Annotated in this window: 14 protein-coding genes; 7 read left to right on the top strand and 7 right to left on the bottom strand. The window is 42.5% G+C overall.

Annotated elements, in window-relative coordinates:
- Window positions 1–7: 7 nt before the first annotated feature.
- From NBH07_RS12890 to NBH07_RS12875, 4 genes are all read right to left on the bottom strand, one after another.
- Window positions 8–1,666 carry a Gfo/Idh/MocA family protein gene (locus NBH07_RS12890; RefSeq protein WP_005861085.1) on the bottom strand — a complete coding sequence of 553 codons (1,659 nt, stop codon included), beginning with the start codon at window positions 1,664–1,666 and terminating at the stop codon, window positions 8–10.
- Between the two features lie 5 nt (window positions 1,667–1,671).
- Window positions 1,672–2,178: a DoxX family membrane protein gene (locus NBH07_RS12885; RefSeq protein ID WP_005861083.1), complete on the bottom strand. Its 507-nt coding sequence runs from the start codon at window positions 2,176–2,178 to the stop codon at window positions 1,672–1,674.
- A 117-nt stretch (window positions 2,179–2,295) separates the two neighbouring features.
- Window positions 2,296–3,150: a 3-keto-disaccharide hydrolase gene (locus NBH07_RS12880; protein ID WP_005861081.1), complete on the bottom strand. Its 855-nt coding sequence runs from the start codon at window positions 3,148–3,150 to the stop codon at window positions 2,296–2,298.
- A 22-nt stretch (window positions 3,151–3,172) separates the two neighbouring features.
- On the bottom strand, window positions 3,173–4,663 hold the full coding sequence (locus tag NBH07_RS12875) for a glycoside 3-dehydrogenase (protein WP_156682345.1): 1,491 nt from the start codon (window positions 4,661–4,663) through the stop codon (window positions 3,173–3,175).
- 291 nt (window positions 4,664–4,954) lie between these two features.
- On the opposite strand from NBH07_RS12875, the gene NBH07_RS12870 reads away from it, so the two are divergent.
- From NBH07_RS12870 to NBH07_RS12860, 3 genes are read left to right on the top strand one after another with little or no spacing between them, the layout of a single operon-like run.
- Window positions 4,955–5,182, top strand: a complete 228-nt coding sequence (locus tag NBH07_RS12870) for a DUF4492 domain-containing protein (protein ID WP_005861078.1) — start codon at window positions 4,955–4,957, stop codon at window positions 5,180–5,182.
- Window positions 5,183–5,195: 13 nt separating this feature from the next.
- Window positions 5,196–6,752: a cytochrome ubiquinol oxidase subunit I gene (locus tag NBH07_RS12865; protein WP_005861076.1), complete on the top strand. Its 1,557-nt coding sequence runs from the start codon at window positions 5,196–5,198 to the stop codon at window positions 6,750–6,752.
- Window positions 6,753–6,792: 40 nt separating this feature from the next.
- A complete protein-coding gene (locus tag NBH07_RS12860) occupies window positions 6,793–7,944 on the top strand; it encodes a cytochrome d ubiquinol oxidase subunit II (RefSeq protein ID WP_005861074.1) in 1,152 nt (383 codons plus the stop codon).
- Between the two features lie 122 nt (window positions 7,945–8,066).
- Here the strand turns inward: NBH07_RS12860 and NBH07_RS12855 are convergent, their stop codons facing one another.
- The gene (locus NBH07_RS12855) at window positions 8,067–9,662 is read right to left on the bottom strand and encodes a M28 family peptidase (RefSeq protein WP_009018383.1); all 1,596 of its coding nucleotides are present in this window, start codon (window positions 9,660–9,662) and stop codon (window positions 8,067–8,069) included.
- A 324-nt stretch (window positions 9,663–9,986) separates the two neighbouring features.
- On the opposite strand from NBH07_RS12855, the gene NBH07_RS12850 reads away from it, so the two are divergent.
- The 3 genes from NBH07_RS12850 (at window position 9,987) to NBH07_RS12840 (ending at window position 12,632) form a co-directional block, all read left to right on the top strand.
- Window positions 9,987–10,901: a ribonuclease Z gene (locus NBH07_RS12850; protein ID WP_009018384.1), complete on the top strand. Its 915-nt coding sequence runs from the start codon at window positions 9,987–9,989 to the stop codon at window positions 10,899–10,901.
- Window positions 10,902–10,987: 86 nt separating this feature from the next.
- Window positions 10,988–11,308 carry a T9SS type A sorting domain-containing protein gene (locus NBH07_RS12845; RefSeq protein WP_005861068.1) on the top strand — a complete coding sequence of 107 codons (321 nt, stop codon included), beginning with the start codon at window positions 10,988–10,990 and terminating at the stop codon, window positions 11,306–11,308.
- A 112-nt stretch (window positions 11,309–11,420) separates the two neighbouring features.
- The gene (locus NBH07_RS12840) at window positions 11,421–12,632 is read left to right on the top strand and encodes an ATP-binding protein (RefSeq protein ID WP_039848961.1); all 1,212 of its coding nucleotides are present in this window, start codon (window positions 11,421–11,423) and stop codon (window positions 12,630–12,632) included.
- A 231-nt stretch (window positions 12,633–12,863) separates the two neighbouring features.
- On the opposite strand, the gene NBH07_RS12835 is transcribed toward NBH07_RS12840, so the two are convergent.
- A complete protein-coding gene (locus tag NBH07_RS12835) occupies window positions 12,864–16,160 on the bottom strand; it encodes a DUF6383 domain-containing protein (RefSeq protein WP_009018386.1) in 3,297 nt (1,098 codons plus the stop codon).
- Between the two features lie 1,375 nt (window positions 16,161–17,535).
- Here NBH07_RS12835 and NBH07_RS12830 point away from each other — a divergent pair.
- Complete coding sequence (locus NBH07_RS12830; protein WP_009018387.1) at window positions 17,536–18,465, top strand: Rpn family recombination-promoting nuclease/putative transposase; 930 nt, start codon at window positions 17,536–17,538, stop codon at window positions 18,463–18,465.
- Between the two features lie 93 nt (window positions 18,466–18,558).
- Here the strand turns inward: NBH07_RS12830 and NBH07_RS12825 are convergent, their stop codons facing one another.
- A complete protein-coding gene (locus NBH07_RS12825; RefSeq protein ID WP_008773936.1) occupies window positions 18,559–19,140 on the bottom strand; it encodes a DUF3109 family protein in 582 nt (193 codons plus the stop codon).
- Window positions 19,141–19,154: the final 14 nt, after the last annotated feature.

The raw sequence follows: 19,154 nt of genomic DNA, 5'->3' as shown, positions 1-19,154 counted from the left end.
TAGATACTTACGCAAGTTCACCTCTTACGATCTCTTCTTTGTCCTTATCCCAGTACATCGTACGTCCTTCCAGATAAGCACGCGTACCCATGTGGGCAGTCATAGCTTCTTGGAAAGCAGCGTCGATATTACAGCTAGGAGTCTTGCCTTGACGGATACATTCTAGCCACTCACGGATATGCAAGTGAGTCGTATCATAACGTTTACCATTTACATACGTATACAGCAAACCACGTTTAGCGAAATACAACTCCGTAGGAGATGTAACGGAATCCGAGCTATTTTGTCCCGGTACATAGGTATAGAACGGAGTATCTGTAGGAATAATACCTTCCTTGATCTTATCCGCATAACGAGTGGAATCTTGGTCAACCGTAATAGCCAAGATATTGGAAACCTCCATAGAAGCATCATGCCCCATGAACACCTTGCCACGGTTACGGCTACTTGCCAATGTAGCGCTATACAACATCGTCAAGTCACGATCCGGCCACTCGAAAGTAGTCTGCAATACATCAGGTACCGTACGTCCGTCCTTGAAGAAATAAACACCGCCGGATGAAGTAGCGGAATGAGGTATACCCACATGCATGATCTGGTTGACAGCGTCATACTCATGTGTCAACAAGTCACCGGAAAGACCTGTACTATAATCCCACCAGCAACGCCAGCGGAAGAAACGTTCCAGACTGAACTTGCTACGCTCGTCCGGACCGATATATCTTTCAAGCTTGTTGGATGTCATATAATCCATATATTCCTTAATACGCTCAGGATCACCCTCGAACTGCTTCCAATCAATCGTATTAGGATTTGAGCCTTCGATAATATCATATACCCAAGCACCATTTGGAGAGTTACGGTTCGTACAAACCTCGATCAAGTTAACAGGGCCTAATAATCCGTTACCGATAATCTCCTCGGCCTTCTGATAGCAATCGGTCTGACGTCCTTGGTGACCTAACTGAAATACAACGCCGGTCTCTTTGATCACTTGGCGAACCATATACGTCTCAGGAACCGTCCATGATAACGGTTTCTCGCAATATACATGCTTTCCGGCACGTGCCGCAGCCATAGCGATCGTGCTATGCCAGTGGTCCGGACCAGCGATAATAACGGCATCCACATCCGGAGCCGTTACCAGCTCTTGATAAGTCCGGTAACGTTTCGGAGCAGGCCCGAACTTACCGCCGCTACCCTCACGATGGATATTGGAACCGGTCAATACAGCGGCCTCACCATATACATCAAATATATCACAAACCGCGGTTATCTCAATATTCAGATCATCTTGCTCCATATATTGCTGATAACGCGTATCCTTCTTATTCAGCTTATTAGCCTCTTTCATCTTATCGATCCAAGAAGGCTCAGCGAAACCTGCGGCACGCATCAATTGCTTTCCACGAATACCGAAGCCGACCAAACCGATACGGATCTTCTTGCCATCGCCTTGCGGCTCCAAATAGGAGGCCTGTCTGTTACTTACCTGAAATACATCTGATATGTTACGGCCTCTTAAAGCGTCTTTCCTTTTTTGGTAAACGCCATATGCCAAAGCACCTAAGATAGGCACTGTAGCCAATGTCTTCAATGTGTCCCGACGTCCTTTATCGGGCATTTGCTCCTGAGAAGGAGTATTCTTTGCATCTTCTGTTGCCATGGGTATCAAATAAATTTAAGTTTATGCAATATCGGACACACACGTCCTAACACACGATCGAATCCTATGATTTGTGATGTAGGGAATACGCACATCAAACCTAAGGCGGCGAACTCCACAAGGTTCTTGTCAATCCATAAATAAGAGCCTTCAAACGGCATCATATAGCTCGCTCCCACAAAAGAGGGGTGGGATAACGTGTACATAGCGAGAAGAATCATACCTCCAACAGAAGATAAACGATACAAACAGCCTAAAGTCAAGCCTAGGCCGATCAATAACAGAGCCCACTCATTCAAGAAGTTGATGGTCGTCATCAAACTGTCGTCTTGAGTCAATTTGATAAAAAATGAAGCAGCGGGACCCTTTGAATCGAGTAGATAGGGTAGAGATGTCCATTTTGGGTTCATGATTTTTACTAGGCCTTCATACATAAAGTGCCAACCTATAAAAAGACGCAGCATCATCAGCCAAGTCATCTGCGCTTTCGTGTAACCTTGTTCTATTTTCATTTCTTGGTCCTAAAAAATTGGTTTAGAAAAAGTCGATTATTAAAAACACAACACCCGAAGCTAAAATCATAGATTTAGGCCTCGGGCGTTATTTATGCTAAAATGTGCTTGATACGATTAATCCAAAACTTTAACAGTAATGTTACGGAACCAAACATCATCCCCGTGGTCTTGAAATCCGATGAAACCTTCTTTGTTAGCGCCACCGCAATTCAACAACAACTCATAAGCCAACGGCCATTTGTCTTTGCTAAATTTGCTATTATCCAACATTTCTTTCCATTGCGGAGTCCACAAGTGATACTCAACAACAGGTTCATCGCTATTCAAATAGTGAACAACTGTACCCTTATAGCACATGATCTTACCCTTGTTCCACTCACCGAACGGTTTTGCGTTCTGCGGTTTAGCAGGAATCATGTCATACAAAGAAGAAGATTTACGGTTGCCATCCTTACCTAACTTAGCGTCGGGGTGGTTCTCGTTATCCAATACTTGGTACTCAGGAGCAGAGATGTAAGAAGGTTGTCCCTCTACCTCTTGAATCATGATGAATACACCAGAGTTAGAGCCTTTACCTACTTTCCATTCGAACTCAAGCTCGAAGTTACCCAACTTATGAGCGAAGATCAAGTCCCCACCGTTGGAAGCACCAGCCTCACCAGCACCAGAGCCATTGATTTTGATCGCTCCGTCCTCGATTGTCCAAGCACCCGGAACGTCAGCACGGTCATAACCTCTCCAGCCATTGAATGTCTTACCATCGAAGATCACATATCTACCCTCTTTATCTTTCGGGAAAGTCGTGATATCTACAGTAGGAAGATCTGTCATGAGCTTGTACTCAGGAGCTGCGGCTTCTGTTGTAGTCTCAGCAGCTGCAGGAGCTTCTTCTGTTTTCTTTCCACCACCACAAGAAGTGAAATAACACATCATGATAGCGGCACTTGCTAATAATACTGACTTTTTCATTTTATTTATTGAGTTAAAACTATTATCTCGGCATATCTACCAACTTCCAGCCTTCACGGTAGTTGTGCTTGATCAAGCCTGCGGCAAATTCTTGAGCATTAATTGGATCCGTCCACTCTGTCTTGAATTTCGGGTCACCATCGATAACCTCGAATGTATCTTTCTTGATGATCTTGATTGTCTCATTCGGATCGATATTCGTAAATCTCATGTTAGGGCCATCCCACAACAATTCTTTATTCAATCTTTGCAAACGAACAGCCAATACACCCATTACAACCATTTCATTGAACGGACCAGCCTCCAAGAAGTTAGACTTCGTCTGAACACGGCTGCCTGCGCTTTCCTTACAAGCACGAATCCAGTCTTGTTCGTGACCACCCTTCATAGCGTCTTTCACGCGGCGCAATGTTTGAGGAACGTTCGGTTTACGACCAGATAACAACCATGGGTTAACACCGTAGCAACCGCAGATCAATGTATCTTTCGTACCATGGAAGATACACAATCCACCACCTTCACCCATCAATTCCTTACCTTGAGGGAATCCTTCTGGACGATCCGGCATCATACCACCATCATACCAGTGAACTTCAACCTCCGGCATAGCTACCTTTGGCATATTATCACGAGCCGGGAATACCAACTTAACATGCTGAGCGTTAGGAGCACAGTCTTGTAATAACAATGTAGAAGAACCTTGAACTCTTGTCGGATAGCCTAAATTCAAGCCTTTGAATACCGGATGTAAGATGTGGCAAGCCATATCACCCAACGCACCTGTACCATAATCCCACCATCCGCGCCAGTTCCAAGGATGATATGTCTTATTAAACGGTCTCAATTTAGCAGGACCCGTAAACAAATCCCAATTCAATGTAGAAGGAATCTTATCAACTTTCTCAGGAGCGTTCAAACCTTGCGGCCAGATAGGACGGTTGGTAGCGCATTCTACTTTAGTAACCTCACCGATCTCACCATTCCAAATCCATTCACAGATCAAATCTACACCTTCAGCCAATGAAGAACCTTGGTTACCCATCTGAGTAGCTACGTCACACTTCTTAGCCAAGTTCGTAAGCAAACGGGACTCATAAACAGAGTGAGTCAACGGTTTCTGAGTGTATACGTGTTTGCCAAGCGTCATAGCGTCAGCTGTGATCATCGCATGAGTATGGTCAGCGGTAGCTACCAACACAGCGTCAATAGATTTACCCATCTCATCATACATCTTACGATAGTCCCAGTATTTTTTAGCTTGAGGATGACGGTCGAATACAGGTTTTGAGTACTTCCAGTCGATGTCACAAAGAGCTACGATATTCTCGGTAGTCTCCATGTTCTTTAAGTTAGCGTTACCCATACCTCCGATACCAACACCGGCAATATTCAATTTATCAGTTGGAGCGATATGACCATGGGTTTTACCTAGGACCGCACTCGGAACAATAGTCAAAGCTGCTGCGGCAGCCGTACCTTTTTGAAGAAAAGATCTTCTAGAAATGTTAGACATAGTAATAATTTTTTATAGATTAGCACTTAACAATGATATTTCATGTGTCTTTACACCTTTACAGGCAACAAATTGTCGCAAATATAGCCAATGCTGTATTATTGACAAGATCAAAAGACCGCTTTCTTATTTAAAATAGTTTTTTTTAACAGACAGGATAGATCTTATTTATAATTTCATAAATATTATCTATAGGATTGGGGGTATTTTATTAACGCAGTTTGGATATATTTGTAAAAACATGAAAACATATTCATATTAACAACTGTTATCTTAAATGAGAACAACTATATGAAAAAAGAATCTGCATTCATACGAATATATCGCTTTTATCTGGAAGGATTCCGGGAGATGAAGCTGGGCAAGACTCTTTGGCTAATCATTCTAGTCAAATTGTTTATCATGTTTTTTATCCTGAGATTATTCTTCTTTCCTAATTATCTCGGGCAATTCGATAGCGATAGTGAGAAGGAGAACCACGTATCGAACGAACTCATACAACGGGCAATAAATCCTTAAAACATTAATAAATATGATTGAAAACATTGACACTTCATTGATCGATTGGTCGAGGGCTCAATTTGCCCTTACTGCCATGTATCATTGGCTCTTCGTGCCACTAACACTAGGACTTGGCGTTATCCAAGCTATTATGGAGACGATTTATTATCGGACAGGTAATGAGGCATGGAAAAAGACCGCCCAATTTTGGATGAAATTATTCGGTATCAATTTCGCTATCGGTGTCGCTACGGGATTGATCCTCGAGTTCGAGTTCGGAACCAACTGGTCTAACTATAGTTGGTTTGTCGGGGATATCTTCGGGGCACCTTTGGCTATCGAGGGAATTCTCGCCTTCTTTATGGAAGCTACCTTTATCGCTGTTATGTTTTTTGGTTGGGACAAGGTTAGCAAACGCTTTCATCTCGCCTCCACTTGGCTGACGATTATCGGCGCTACTCTTTCCGCTCTCTGGATCTTGATCGCTAACGCATGGATGCAATATCCGGTCGGTATGCATTTCAATCCGGATACGGTCCGTAACGAGATGTTCGATTTCTGGGCCGTAGCCTTATCGCCTGTCGCCATTAATAAGTTTTTCCATACGGTATTGTCCGGTTGGATCGTAGGCGCCTTGTTCGTACTAGGAATCAGCTGCTGGTATTTATTAAAGAAACGGAATACCGAATTCGCTTTGTCAAGTATCAAGGTCAGCGCTATATTCGGGTTGGTAGCCTCCATCCTTATTATCTGGACGGGTGATGGCTCCGCTTACCAAGTCGCTCAAAAGCAGCCGATGAAACTAGCCGCCATGGAAGGTCTTTATGAGGGTGGCAACGGAGTAGGACTCGTAGGTATCGGCATCTTAAATCCGGCAAAGACGAGTTATCTGGATAACCAGAACGCATTTATTTTTGACATTAAGTTCCCCAAACTCCTCTCCTTCTTAGCAGAACGTGACATGAACGCATACGTTCCGGGAATCGTAAACTTAATAGAGGGAGGTTATACGACCAATAAAGGAACGGTAGCGCTCTCCGCCAAAGAAAAAATAGAGAAAGGTAAAACCGCCATCAAAGCGTTAGCTGATTATCGCAAAGCGGTTAAAGATAAAGATACCGCAGCAGCCGCACAATACAGGGTAACCTTGGAAGAGAATTTCCCCTATTTCGGATATGGTTATATTAAGGATCCGGCAGAGTTAATCCCGCATGTAGGATTGACATTCTATTCTTTCCGTGTGATGGTGATCCTTGGTTGTTTCTTCATCTTACTATTCATTATTACGTTGATATGGGATAAAAAAGGGAAAATCGCTAATACACGTTGGTTGCAATACGTGGGCCTATGGTCTATACCTTTAGGATATATAGCGGGACAAGCCGGTTGGATCGTAGCGGAGGTAGGACGTCAACCTTGGGCTATACAGGATATCTTGCCGACCAGCGCTTCGATATCCAAGTTAAACCCATCCTCGGTACAGACCACTTTCTACCTGTTCCTTATCTTATTTACGATCCTGCTGATCGCAGAGATTGGAATCATGGTTAAGGCCATCAAGAAAGGGCCGGAAGCTGCCGCCCACTAATTTTCAATTTTCAAATATCAATTCTTAAATAGAAAGTCCTATGGATAGTACATATATATTGTTACAACATTACTGGTGGTTTCTGGTATCTCTACTCGGAGCGCTATTAGTATTCCTTCTTTTTGTACAAGGAGGCCAATCTCTACTCTTCACTATCGGCAAGACGGAGATACAGCAAAAAATGTTATTGAACTCGACCGGGCGTAAGTGGGAGTTTACTTTCACTACGTTGGTCACTTTCGGAGGTGCTTTCTTCGCCTCTTTCCCTTTATTTTATTCCACAAGCTTCGGCGGAGCCTATTGGGTATGGATGCTGATCTTGCTTTGCTTCGTGATACAAGCTGTATCTTACGAGTATCAAGCGAAAAAAGGCAACCTACTCGGGAAAAAGACGTATCAAGTATTTCTTATGATCAATGGTATAGCAGGTCCGATCTTACTCGGAACCGCTGTAGCGACCTTCTTTAACGGCGCTGAATTTATTGTTAACAAAGAACAGTTGACTGATGTAGCCATGCCCGTCATTTCCACGTGGGCCAATCCTTGGCATGGATTAGAGGCGGCTTTGGTATTTTGGAATTTGTGCCTAGGACTGGCAGTTTTCTTCTTGGCACGAGCTCTGGCCCTACTCTATTTTATCAACAATATCGATGATCCGGAGATTGTCGCTAAAAGCCGGAAACAATTGATACCGGAGACAATCTTGTTCCTCGTCTTTTTCTTGACATTCTTGATCCGTTTATTGTTGGTGGACGGTTTTGCCGTAAATCCGGATACCGGAGAAGTATTTATGCAACCGTATAAGTATTTTATGAACCTGATCGAGATGCCAATCGTGTTAGCCGTATTATTGATTGGCGTGGTTGGCGTGCTATTCGGCATAGGGAAAACGATATTCTCGAAGACTTGGAGAAAAGGCATCTGGTTTGCGGGAGCAGGGACTGTCTTGACCGTATTAGCTTTATTACTTTGCGCAGGATGGAATAATACGGCTTACTACCCATCTTTGGCGGATCTACAAAGTTCATTGACGATCCAGAATAGTTGCTCAAGCCCATTCACGTTGAAAGTAATGAGCTATGTATCTATTCTCGTTCCATTCGTATTAGCCTACATTTTCTATGCTTGGAGAGCGCTTGATCTACATAAGATCAATAGTAAGGAAATGCAAGAAGGAGGTCATACCTATTAAATAATGTGCAAATTAAATAATATGCCAATGTGCCAATATGTCAATGTCAAGTGAGAATACAAGTGATAGTATCTTAATTGACACATTAGCATATTGGCATATTGCTACATTGGCACATTAATCTATTGCCTTTGGAAGTCCGCCTCTTTTGTCCACTTAGGCATCTCATCATTGTTGGCGATAACTAAACCGATACTAAACATTAAGTTCATATCTTCCATAGCCCCATCAAAATCCCACCAAGATTCATCATACTCATCATTCGGTTGGTGATACCGGTAAACTTTCGGTTTAGCCTCATGGCGTGCTTTATCCACGTAATCCTTACCGCCACCAACTAAAATCGTAGGTACGCCTTTTTTCACGAAATTAAAATGATCGGAACGGAAATAACCACCCGCAGGATCTTCGGTAATAACCTTCACGGTCCGTCCTTGTGCCGAGGCCATAGCGATCACCAAGGCATCCGTATCCGTCTTACCCGCAGCCCGGAGAGAAATATCATGGGTACGCTCATGCGGAGCCGTGCCGTCAAAGTTCAAGTTAATAGCCGTTTTAGATAAAGGGAACAAAGGATGCTCACAATAGTACTGAGAACCTAATAAGCCACATTCCTCGGAAGTCACCGCCACGAATACGATGGAACGACGGGGATGAACAGGCAATGATTGATATTTCTTAGCTAATAACATTAAGGTTGCCACGCCCGAAGCATTATCGCTAGCGCCATTATAGATACTGTCCCCATCTATCGGCGTGCCGATCCCAAAATGATCCCAGTGAGCGGTAAAAACCAAGTATTCGTCTTTCAGGTCCGTGCCCGGTAAAACAGCCGCCACGTTATGAGACTCGCCTACAGTCATCTTTACATTTAATATAACCTTACTTTTCGCCTTCATCGTAAAACTCTTGAAACCCGGTTTCTTCGCAGCGGCAATCGTCTCGTCAAAATTCAATCCGCTAAGGGCGAACATTTTCTTGCAAGCCTCCTCCGAGAGCCATCCCTTCATGCCCAAAGCTTCCGCATTCATTGTCTCCGAGCAAAGAGCGATATTTGTCTGCACGTGAGAAGCCTGACAGACCTTCCAACCATACGAAGCGGCCGCCTCGTTATGAAGAACCAATAAACCTGCGGCACCTTGGCGTTGCGCCTCCTCGAACTTATAAGTCCAACGGCCATAATAAGTCATGTTCTTTCCACGGAACAAAGACGCATCATAAAAACCGGGATCATTCACCATAGCGATAACGATTTTCCCCTTCACGTCTACATTCGCATAATCGTTCCATCCATATTCCGGCGCATTAATGCCAAACCCACAGAACACATAGTCCGTAGTAGGGATAACTACCTGCTCAGTTCCCCGGTTCGTCCAAACGACAATATCATCCGAGAACTTCAAATCCATAGAGCCTTTCGCGCATTTCACCGTGATCTTATCCTTTACCGGACGGGTAAAAGTAGATATTTCCTTCACCGGCTGGAAATAACTATCGCCATTAGCAGGTTGAAGACCTAGTTTCTTAAATTCATCAGCGATGTAATGGATTGTTTTCGTCTCATACTCGGTCAAAGGCTTACGCCCTCCGAACTCATCCGAGCCTAAAGTCTTTACTCGTTCCTTAAAAAAAGCCAAATCTTCCTCATAACTCTGGGCCATAACAGATACGCCCATAGCGAGCATCAGGAAGAAAACAGAGATAAAATTCTTGTTCATAATCGTAGATTGTTAAATGACATAATTTATTAGATATAGGTATTTAGATTTCAAAATAACAATAAAAAAAGGAAACGGCGAAGCTCACGCTTGGCCGTTTCTACATTTAACCGTTTTAAACAAAAAGAAAAAGTTAGTTAAGGCTTAGAAAAAAATATCTTAAGTCTATTTACCGACTGTATATTCGCTTTCCCGAAGGACAGCAAACAAATATATGGAATCCACCTCATCCTGCATACATTACACTTTGTTTTTTTGTTATTTTTCACAGAACAGAAATGCTTTTGTATTATCTTTGCACTCAATTATTCCCATAGACAACAAATGGCTGATTTTGATATAAACATATTGGGATGCGGTTCCGCATTGCCCACGACACGCCATCTGGCGACCTCTCAAATAGTAGATTTACGAGATAAACTATACATGATCGACTGCGGAGAAGGCACGCAAGTGCAAATGCGTCGTATGCGTATAAAATTCAGTCGTTTAAATCATATCTTCATCTCCCACCTACACGGAGATCATTGCTTCGGGCTACCGGGATTGATCTCTACATTAGGTATGCTTGGACGTAATGGAGAACTTGTTATTCATGGGCCGAAAGAGATCGAGAGCTATATGCGTCCGATACTTGATATCTTTTGCAAAGAGTTGCCTTATGAGATCCGTTTTAACTTAATCGACCCGACAACTCATTCGTTGGTTATGGAAGATCGCTCCTTAAGCGTTTATTCCATTCCGTTAAAGCACCGTATACCCTGTTGTGGCTATTTATTCGCCGAGAAAGCCAAAGAAGCGCATATCATCCGGGAGATGACAGATTTCTATCAAGTTCCTGTCCGTATGATGCAAGAGATCAAAAGGGGCGCTGATTTCGTCACCCCGGAAGGAGAGGTAATCCCGAATGCCCGCTTAACCCGTCCTGCCGTCGCTCCCAAACGGTATGCTTATTGCTCGGATACAGCTTTTCACCCATCTATAATCTCCATCATTGAAGGGGTGGATTTATTATACCACGAGGCGACTTTCGCTGAATGTGACGCCGCACGTGCGAAAGAGACCTTCCACTCTACCGCCCGCCAAGCGGCCGAGATTGCTTATAAAGCCCAAGTGAAGCGATTGGTTATCGGTCATTACTCGGCTCGTTACGAGGATATGGCACCGTTAAAGAAAGAAGCAGACAAGATATTTCCCGGCACGATCTTAGGAGAGGAAGGTATGAGGCTTAGCGTATAATCATACATCCGTTTTACGAAATAAAGCTAATTACTTTCTAATATGCAGAAAACTTTCTACATTTGTACGAATTTAGGGACAAGTAAATGAAGCTTATACATATCATCGCTTTGGCACTTGCATTCTCCGCAAGTTATCCGGTTTACGCGCAAGCTAATAAATCGGGAGTCAAGACATTTGCTTCTAGGCAAGAAGATCCCTCTCCTATCGAAATCACGGCCTACGAGAATCGCATCAAGGTAGAGAACGCTCCTGTCGGGAGTATCTTGGAAATCTACAGTGTCGTAGGCATCAAGGTGAAAGAAATCGAAGTCAAGCAGTCCACCGCCGAATATGTCGTAGATATCGCAAAGGGATATTATATCATCCGCATTGGCGATACGGTACGCAAGGTGGCGATACGATAAGCGTCCGCTTTTATCAGTTATATCTCACAAACTCTCCCCTATTTACCCGTTTTATTAGTTATATCTAATAAAAATACTATATTTGCGTAAAGTATCAGTTATATCTAACAAAATGAGAAATATAATAGAACGACCTTATTATATGGATAAATTCCGTCCATATATCGGGCAACCCATTATCAAGGTGTTGACCGGACAACGGCGTATAGGTAAAAGCTATATATTATTGCAACTCATCGAAAAGATCAAGCATGAAGATCTTAACGCAAATATTATCGCAATCAATAAAGAATTGAAGGAATTCAGTAATATCCATACGGATGATGAGCTATATCAATATATCCACCAGAGACTTTCAAGCGAGCAGGCTAATTATGTGTTTATTGACGAGATACAAGAGATTCCAAACTTTCAGAATTCCTTGAGAAGTCTATTAGCCGAAGGAAACTGCGACCTATATTGTACGGGTAGCAACGCTAATATGTTATCTGGTGAGTTAGCGACTCTCCTTGCAGGACGATATATCGAGTTCCCCATCCACAGCCTGTCCTTCCGTGAGTTTCTTGATTTCCACAGACTGGAAAACAATAACGAGAGCTTACAAAAATACATGCGTATTGGCGGAATGCCTTATTTAATCCACCTAAATGGAGACGAGCGGCTTTCCATGGATTATCTACAAAATCTATATTCCACCATCCTCCTAAAGGATGTAATAGCAAGAAAGCAGATACGAAATGTCGATTTCCTCGAGCGTCTGGTAAATTATTTAGCGGACAACATCGGCAGTCTCTTTTCAGCCAGTAACATTAGCAAATACCTAAAGTCACAACGGCAACAGTTACCTACCCAAATGGTAATAGACTACTCCACCGCTCTCTCGCAGGCCTATTTCCTGTACAAAGTGTCTAGGGCCGATATACAAGGATTGAAGATTTTCGAAATCGGAGAGAAATATTATTTTGAGGATTTAGGGATTCGTAATGCTATCTGCGGGATCAATCCTTTATCCGATATTCAAAAGTGGATGGAAAACTTAGTTTACATGCAATTACTCCGACTTGGATATCAAGTGTTAGTCGGCAAGATAGATACTTTGGAGATTGATTTCATAGCCCATCGCCTAGAGGAGCGCATCTACTTGCAAGTGAGCTTCCGAATTGAAGCTGAGAGGACTCGGGATCGAGAAATGGCACCTTTATTAAGAGTTTCCGATCATTTTCCCAAATACATCATCACGCTAGACGATTTTACGACAGGAATCACTCCGGAAGGAATTAATATCGTTCATTTACGAGACTTCCTATTCATGGAGTCTCTCTGACTTAGGCAGCTCACGATTAAAAAGCCCCATAGGATAATCCCACGGGGCTTGTTTTTTGATCCGCTTTCTCTTCTCACGAGGATACCTGCGGAAGAACTTTTAATTACTTTAGTATTAATATGCCACGTGTTCACCCGTCACAGGATACTTTTTTATTGCGGCATAGTTATTTAATTATATTACATAAAGGCGGGTCTCCCCGCCTTTATTCGTTTAGTCCATCGGTTAGTCTTATTTTACGACTACCTTAACTGCTTCCTCACCGTCAACAGCTACGGCTACGATACCAGCCGGTACAGCGATTGTAGCGTTGTCAGAAGTAAGAACTGTCTCAGCAACCACCTTACCTAAGATGTTAGTGATAACTACAGACTTGCCTGCTGCGCCTTGGATAGTTACAGTACCGTTGTCTGTTGTAATAGATACACCTTCTACAGCCTCGATTGTTTCGTTATCTGTTGCGATATCATCACCTTGCTCTACGTTAAAGATTAAAGCATCGTCACCACCGGTAGCAGTTTCGTCAAACTTAGAGCTAGTTGCATCCGATAATACCAAGCAACCATTCTGCATCTTCAACCAAGCCGCATATTTAGGAGCAATCGCATCTTTCTTATTTTGAGCCATAGACTCGAATAAGAACGCTCTGTCAGCCTCAACCTCATTAGCGGCAACATTCTTGTCTACGAAACGCATTGACCAAGTCACATACTTGTGGCTGTCACCTGACAAATCATATTTATAAGAATAATACGTCTTACCAGCTTTTTTAGCGGCAGCTTCAGCTGTTTTCTCTGCCTTATTCAAGGCCGCAAAGTCGATTTCCTCGTTCTTCAAGTTCTTGAACTCATCTCTCAATACGTACAATGTATCTGCTACACGAATAGCCTCTACGAAACCTGCACGGTCATATTTTTTCCACTTATAATCGTCCGCATTAGCTACAGCGTAATTATTAGCAAGATCATGGAAGTTGATCAAATACTTACCTCTCTCGAAACCAGGGATAGCAGCAGTTGCGTGAGAACAATGCTCTGCGTCTACTTGATTACCCTCGTTATCGAAGTGATTATGAGTATAGCTACAAGGAACACCCGGCGCACCTTCGAAATCGTTACGCTCGATAGAGATCAAATATTGAGGTTTGATGTTACCGGCACCACGATTTACCCAAGCCGTATCAACGATGAATGACAAACCATCCTCTGTCTTCTCCGGAGTATAGATACCTAAGAACTCGATACCGTCTTTCATGAAGTTCTTGTTGTTCTCAACCTGCAAGTACTCTTTACGATATTTCTCAATGAAACGCAATGTGTCTGCAGCGTCACCTACGTTACCCTCTAATTCCGCAGAGTTGAAACGACGGTAAAGCGGAGTGTTGTCCGGAGCGATATAGAACGCAGAAGTTCTAGATTCATCCAATACTTGAGATTTCAATGTAGCAGAACCATCATAGTCTGATACACCAGCCTTAACCGTTCCATCAACAATTTCAAAATCCGCATCAGCATTGGTTCTTGAAGCCATTACGATCGCATGGTAACACTTGTCACCAAATTGATTATTCTCCTTGAAGAATACAGGAACATAATTACTTTTCTGTATACCGTTAGAGTATTCACTTACATTGAACTTATCCTCTTTGTTAATCATCCATGCCGCTTTATCCAAGCTGATCTCATAAGCTGTTCTATGCAAACGTTTCAATCCCTTGATTCTGTCAAAACCTACTTTCTTATCATAACCATAAGGAATGTTTACAGTAGAAGCGTTTGTTGTATTCCAGTTATAAGATACCGTATCAACCTTGAAACCATCCTTGTCATCCAATACGATCAATGTAGAGTCCTTAGAAGATTTAGAGATAAACTTGTTATCTGCATACGGATGCCAATAGTTAAATGTATACTTATTAACCAGCAAAGAATCATTATCAAGTTTTTTATAACCAAGCAAAGAGTCAGCCTTCGCCGCAGCAGAAACCGGGATGAATTCCAAAGAATCCGCACTTGTAATAAGGTTAGTACCACCAAAAGCGATCGTACTTCCCACATACATCCAAGAAGCACCCTCTTTTTTATTCAACTGGATATTAGAAGCTGTTTTAGCCTCGAACTCACGGTTCGTAATCTCAACCTTACTTGTCTCAGCAACAGTAGAGCTTGTGTTGTGTTTCAAAACAACCCATTGATAAGCCGGCATGTGCTCAACATTCTGCTCATCAGCATTTACAGTTGTCCAACGGATCGTGCCGTTCTCATAAATCGGAGAAGCCAAGTACTCACCCTTACGGTTCTTAATGAAATAAACATCATCAGCGACAGAAGTCTTCACAGACTTATACGCAGTGCAACCACCGATACCTAAAGAGATCTTCGTATTGATAGGTTGCTCACCAATCGTTACGATTCTAGACTCATCAGCTACAACTAAGTCTTGCAACTTAACCCAGTTATTCTTCTTAGTATCATTAACAGTCTGATGTGTTACCGCTGTCAGATCTTTCCAATACTCCACATCATCCGGTTTCATATAAGCGTTCTTAACTTGGATATAAAGGCTATCCTCAGTAGAACAGTAAGTCATACGGAATTTATATTGATCAAGCAACATACCAGCCGGAGCAACATCTTCCTTACCAAACGCAAAGTTCAAGAATTTCTCACCTACAGAGTTCGCATAAGCTGTATCTACACGCAAATACTGTTTTTTACCATCCTCGTTTGTCCTATATAGATAAACGAACTCTGCATCAGTACCTGTTATCGCCTCAGCTCTCAACTCGTTTGAAGAGAACGGATTCACCAATTTCGTATTATTGTAATCTTTATGGAAGGATAACTTCACTGTAGCGTCGCTATTAGAATCATTTTGAACGCCTAATTTCGTGTTAAAATCATTCGCACTCAACACACGATGAGCAGCCTCAACCAAGGTAAACTTCAACAAACCTTCTACATTTGTCTCATTAACCTTATCAGCAGCTACAATCTTAACAACAACCTTTCCACTTTCGATAGCCAAAACAGCTACGTCATTAGAGTTAATGTAAGAAGCCAAATAGCATTTTTGAGTAAGCTGATCCAACACAGGAGCGAATTGCCATCCGGCAACCTCACCTCCTACCTCAGCGGTAGTACTTGTATAAAGCCCATTAGCATCTTTACTCCAATTCTTGTAACCGTCAGCCGTTACATCCAGTACATAACCGAAAGATTTGTTTGTAAAGTCGAAGATAGGATTCTGACCTTGGTTTTGCTTCTGTACATTTACGCACCATAGAGAAGTTCCTAAAGTGACTGTTTGAGCATTCTCGATAAGAATCTTTCCATCCTCATCTAAAGCTAGCACACGCTCTGCTGTTTCAGTGGTAGATCCAACAGAGTTCAATTGCAATTGATACAACTTCTCATTGTTTCCAATTGCTAATTTACTCACCGCATCACCAACATATACTCCAGCGTTTACAGTAAACGCAGAGGCTAACATCGCAGCGGCGAACAAAGTAGAAATCTTTTTGTTCATAATTCTAAAATTAATATTAATACTAGTGTTTATTAAGATAATCAGCTCATTACGTTATCGTATCGATTGCTTTGTCATTCAAAAACGACTAGTTTAAACGAAGGTTTTAATCTTGCGTTTTATAAGGGGTAAATAGAAAGGTTTGTTGAAGGAATCGCTTGTTTCGTAAAGGATAACCTATCCTATTGATAAGAAAGAGAATAAGCAGTAAAAAAATAGCCCGGAAGGGTTGCAAGTATCGAAGAAACGCGTACCTTTGCAAATGACTAAAAGAATCGTTCGTTTAAACTAGTCGTTTCCATACTCCAGATATCATTTCAATCTATTATTCATCAACTTTTATAGTATAGCATTAATAATGTACAGGCGTACATTAATATTATATTAAACAAGTCATCCGGAATTTACGGATTGTCATTATGACACTTTGTAAATTAAAGCCCTTGAGAATCGAATTTTCCGGGAGATTATACATATAGTTCCGTAAAACGAGAAAAAATATTCGCAAGTAGTTATTCCATAATAAGATAACGGAATACGCCCTTTCATTCTGGCGAAAATTATTCATCCTAATTCATATTCTTAAGGCTAAAACCTATAATTCATCCGTATGTGAAGGCTATTTCTATCGTATGCGATAGGGATTACTACCGTATGTATCACCTAATACATACGGTTATGTCGGCTAAAACATACGGTTGCGTCGGCTAACGCATATATTCGCGTGGGCAAACACCACCTTTCTCACCGGAAAAGCGACCTTTTACCTATAAATAAGAGACAAAAAGGCCCTTTTCACCTATTTCTTCTCTCTGGTTAGACTTCTCCAAAGAAGAGGTATGTCAAACAAACAGCCTTGTTTCGCGCAAACTGTCATGATTATCGCCGCTTCGCTTACCATCCATCCGCGAGGGCTATAACAGAATAATCGACATAGAAAAGCCCCGCAGGATAACTGAACCGCATCCCAAAGCCACTGAGAAGACCTTGTTGGTTCCGGTATAAAAAGGCTTTCCAAGTGATTAGTTATTCACTTCCCAAGCCGTCAGTTATTCACTTCAACAGCCAATGAGAGGGCCCGTTTCTTGGTTATCTGGGCCTGTACAGGCACATGTTTCCCGTATTTTCAAATAAGCTATGGCTTACATTTGACGCGGAAAGCCTCATTAACCCACCTTTAGCTTTAAGGCTGTATCCTTTATGCGTTCACTATATCTCGTCTTCACTCAAACTACACAAGATATTTCCGAAAAAAAGACGTACGTGTTTTTTTAAAGCCTAAATGAATGCCCCATATAATAAAAATCGTATCTTTATCGCCAAAGATGGAAAAGAGCCATCTATATCCTATTAATCACTAAAACCTATAAACACTATGGGAAAATTTATCAACCCCTTCACCGATTTCGGCTTCAAGCACATATTCGGCAGGGAAATGGACAAGGACATTTTAATCGAGTTCCTGAATGACCTCCTCGAAGGGGAGTATACTATCATGGACCTGAGGATCATGAACAATGAGCGATTGCCCGAGACAGAGCAAGGAAGGAAGGTCATCTTCGATATCCATTGCGAGACCGACAAGGGCGAACGGATCATAATCGAGATGCAGAACAGGGAACAGCCCCACTTCAAGGACAGGGCCTTATACTACCTCTCGCACTCGGTGGTGGAACAGGGGATAAAGGGAACATGGGACTATGAGCTGGCGGCTGTGTACGGCGTCTTCTTCTTGAACTTCACGCTCGACGAAGAGAACGGGCCAGACAAAAACGGGAAGGAGGGTAAATTCCGAAGGGACATCATATTGGCGGACCGGGAGAACGGACAGGTATTCAACCCCAAGTTCCGCCAGATCTATATTGAGCTTCCTCGATTCAACAAAGAGGAGGAAGAATGCGAGACAGATTTTGAACGTTGGATTTATGTACTAAAGCATATGGATACATTAGACAGAATGCCTTTCAAGGCACGCAAGGCCATATTCGAGCGGTTGGAACGCATCGGATCCATGGCGAACCTCACCCCCAAACAACGAGCGCAGTACGAGGCGGAGTGGAAGATGTATAATGATTATTATAACACCTTGGACTTCGCCGTTGAGAAAGGCATGAAAAAAGGGATGGAAGAAGGCATGGAAAAAGGATTGCAAAAAGGATTGCAAAAAGGATTACAAGAAGGATTGCAAGAAGGACTGCAAAAAGGGAAAGAATCTACGGCACGTAATATGAAAGCCGAGGGAATAACCCCTCTTATCATCCAAAAATGCACCGGCCTTTCCCTTGAGGAAATAGAGCGACTATAAAACAAAATCCCTTCAGCCTCCATCCGTTTTTAACGTATAGTTATCAAAGGGAGAGACTGAAGGGATTTTTTATATTTATAAACGATCTAAAAGCTACTCCTCACGCTGCTTCTTCCATTCCTCCGCACACTCTTCCAAGGCCTTATACCAAGCCTGGCCGAACTTACGGATCAAGGGCTCCTTGAGGAACTTATAAACCGGCAATTGCTCTTTCTTTCCTAAGATCTCCGCTGCCTTACAAACGCTCCAGCGATGATAGTTCACGGCCTTGAAATCCCGATACTGAGTGACACGTATCGGGTAAAGATGGCAAGAAACAGGCTTATAGAAATCCGTCTTACCTTCCCGGTATGCTTTCTCAATAGCGCATTTACAAGTACCATCGGCGTCGTAACAGGTAAAGACACAATCTTTGCCGTTCACGATAGAGGTAACCGTATCGCCTTCCTCATCGATATAAGCTACGCCTTGCTTATTAATGACCTCTTGAGCTTTCGGGGATAAATCATCCCAGATAATGGGCAATACTTTCTGGAGCTTCGCCAACTCCGAATCCTCTAATGGAGCGCCGGAATCTCCTTCCACGCAGCACTCCCCCTTACATTTGGAAAGATCACATAAAAAATAACGCTCAATAACGTCAAGACTTACTAAAGTGTCATCTATCTGGATCATAAGATGCGCCTAGC

This window comes from Parabacteroides sp. B2-S-102 (assembly GCF_023656665.1).
Lineage (GTDB): Bacteria > Bacteroidota > Bacteroidia > Bacteroidales > Tannerellaceae > Parabacteroides > Parabacteroides distasonis.
This window is presented reverse-complemented; position numbering and strand designations above follow the sequence as displayed.

Excerpts from the sequence above, each read along its gene's own strand:
- NBH07_RS12845 (WP_005861068.1), top strand. The coding sequence starts at position 10,988 with ATGAAGCTTATACATATCATCGCTTTGGCACTTGCATTCTCCGCAAGT.
- NBH07_RS12860 (WP_005861074.1), top strand. The coding sequence starts at position 6,793 with ATGGATAGTACATATATATTGTTACAACATTACTGGTGGTTTCTGGTA.
- NBH07_RS12870 (WP_005861078.1), top strand. The coding sequence starts at position 4,955 with ATGAAAAAAGAATCTGCATTCATACGAATATATCGCTTTTATCTGGAA.
- NBH07_RS12880 (WP_005861081.1), bottom strand. The coding sequence starts at position 3,150 with ATGAAAAAGTCAGTATTATTAGCAAGTGCCGCTATCATGATGTGTTAT.
- NBH07_RS12865 (WP_005861076.1), top strand. The coding sequence starts at position 5,196 with ATGATTGAAAACATTGACACTTCATTGATCGATTGGTCGAGGGCTCAA.
- NBH07_RS12830 (WP_009018387.1), top strand. The coding sequence starts at position 17,536 with ATGGGAAAATTTATCAACCCCTTCACCGATTTCGGCTTCAAGCACATA.
- NBH07_RS12855 (WP_009018383.1), bottom strand. The coding sequence starts at position 9,662 with ATGAACAAGAATTTTATCTCTGTTTTCTTCCTGATGCTCGCTATGGGC.
- NBH07_RS12840 (WP_039848961.1), top strand. The coding sequence starts at position 11,421 with ATGAGAAATATAATAGAACGACCTTATTATATGGATAAATTCCGTCCA.
- NBH07_RS12885 (WP_005861083.1), bottom strand. The coding sequence starts at position 2,178 with ATGAAAATAGAACAAGGTTACACGAAAGCGCAGATGACTTGGCTGATG.
- NBH07_RS12825 (WP_008773936.1), bottom strand. The coding sequence starts at position 19,140 with ATGATCCAGATAGATGACACTTTAGTAAGTCTTGACGTTATTGAGCGT.
- NBH07_RS12835 (WP_009018386.1), bottom strand. The coding sequence starts at position 16,160 with ATGAACAAAAAGATTTCTACTTTGTTCGCCGCTGCGATGTTAGCCTCT.
- NBH07_RS12890 (WP_005861085.1), bottom strand. The coding sequence starts at position 1,666 with ATGGCAACAGAAGATGCAAAGAATACTCCTTCTCAGGAGCAAATGCCC.
- NBH07_RS12875 (WP_156682345.1), bottom strand. The coding sequence starts at position 4,663 with ATGTCTAACATTTCTAGAAGATCTTTTCTTCAAAAAGGTACGGCTGCC.
- NBH07_RS12850 (WP_009018384.1), top strand. The coding sequence starts at position 9,987 with ATGGCTGATTTTGATATAAACATATTGGGATGCGGTTCCGCATTGCCC.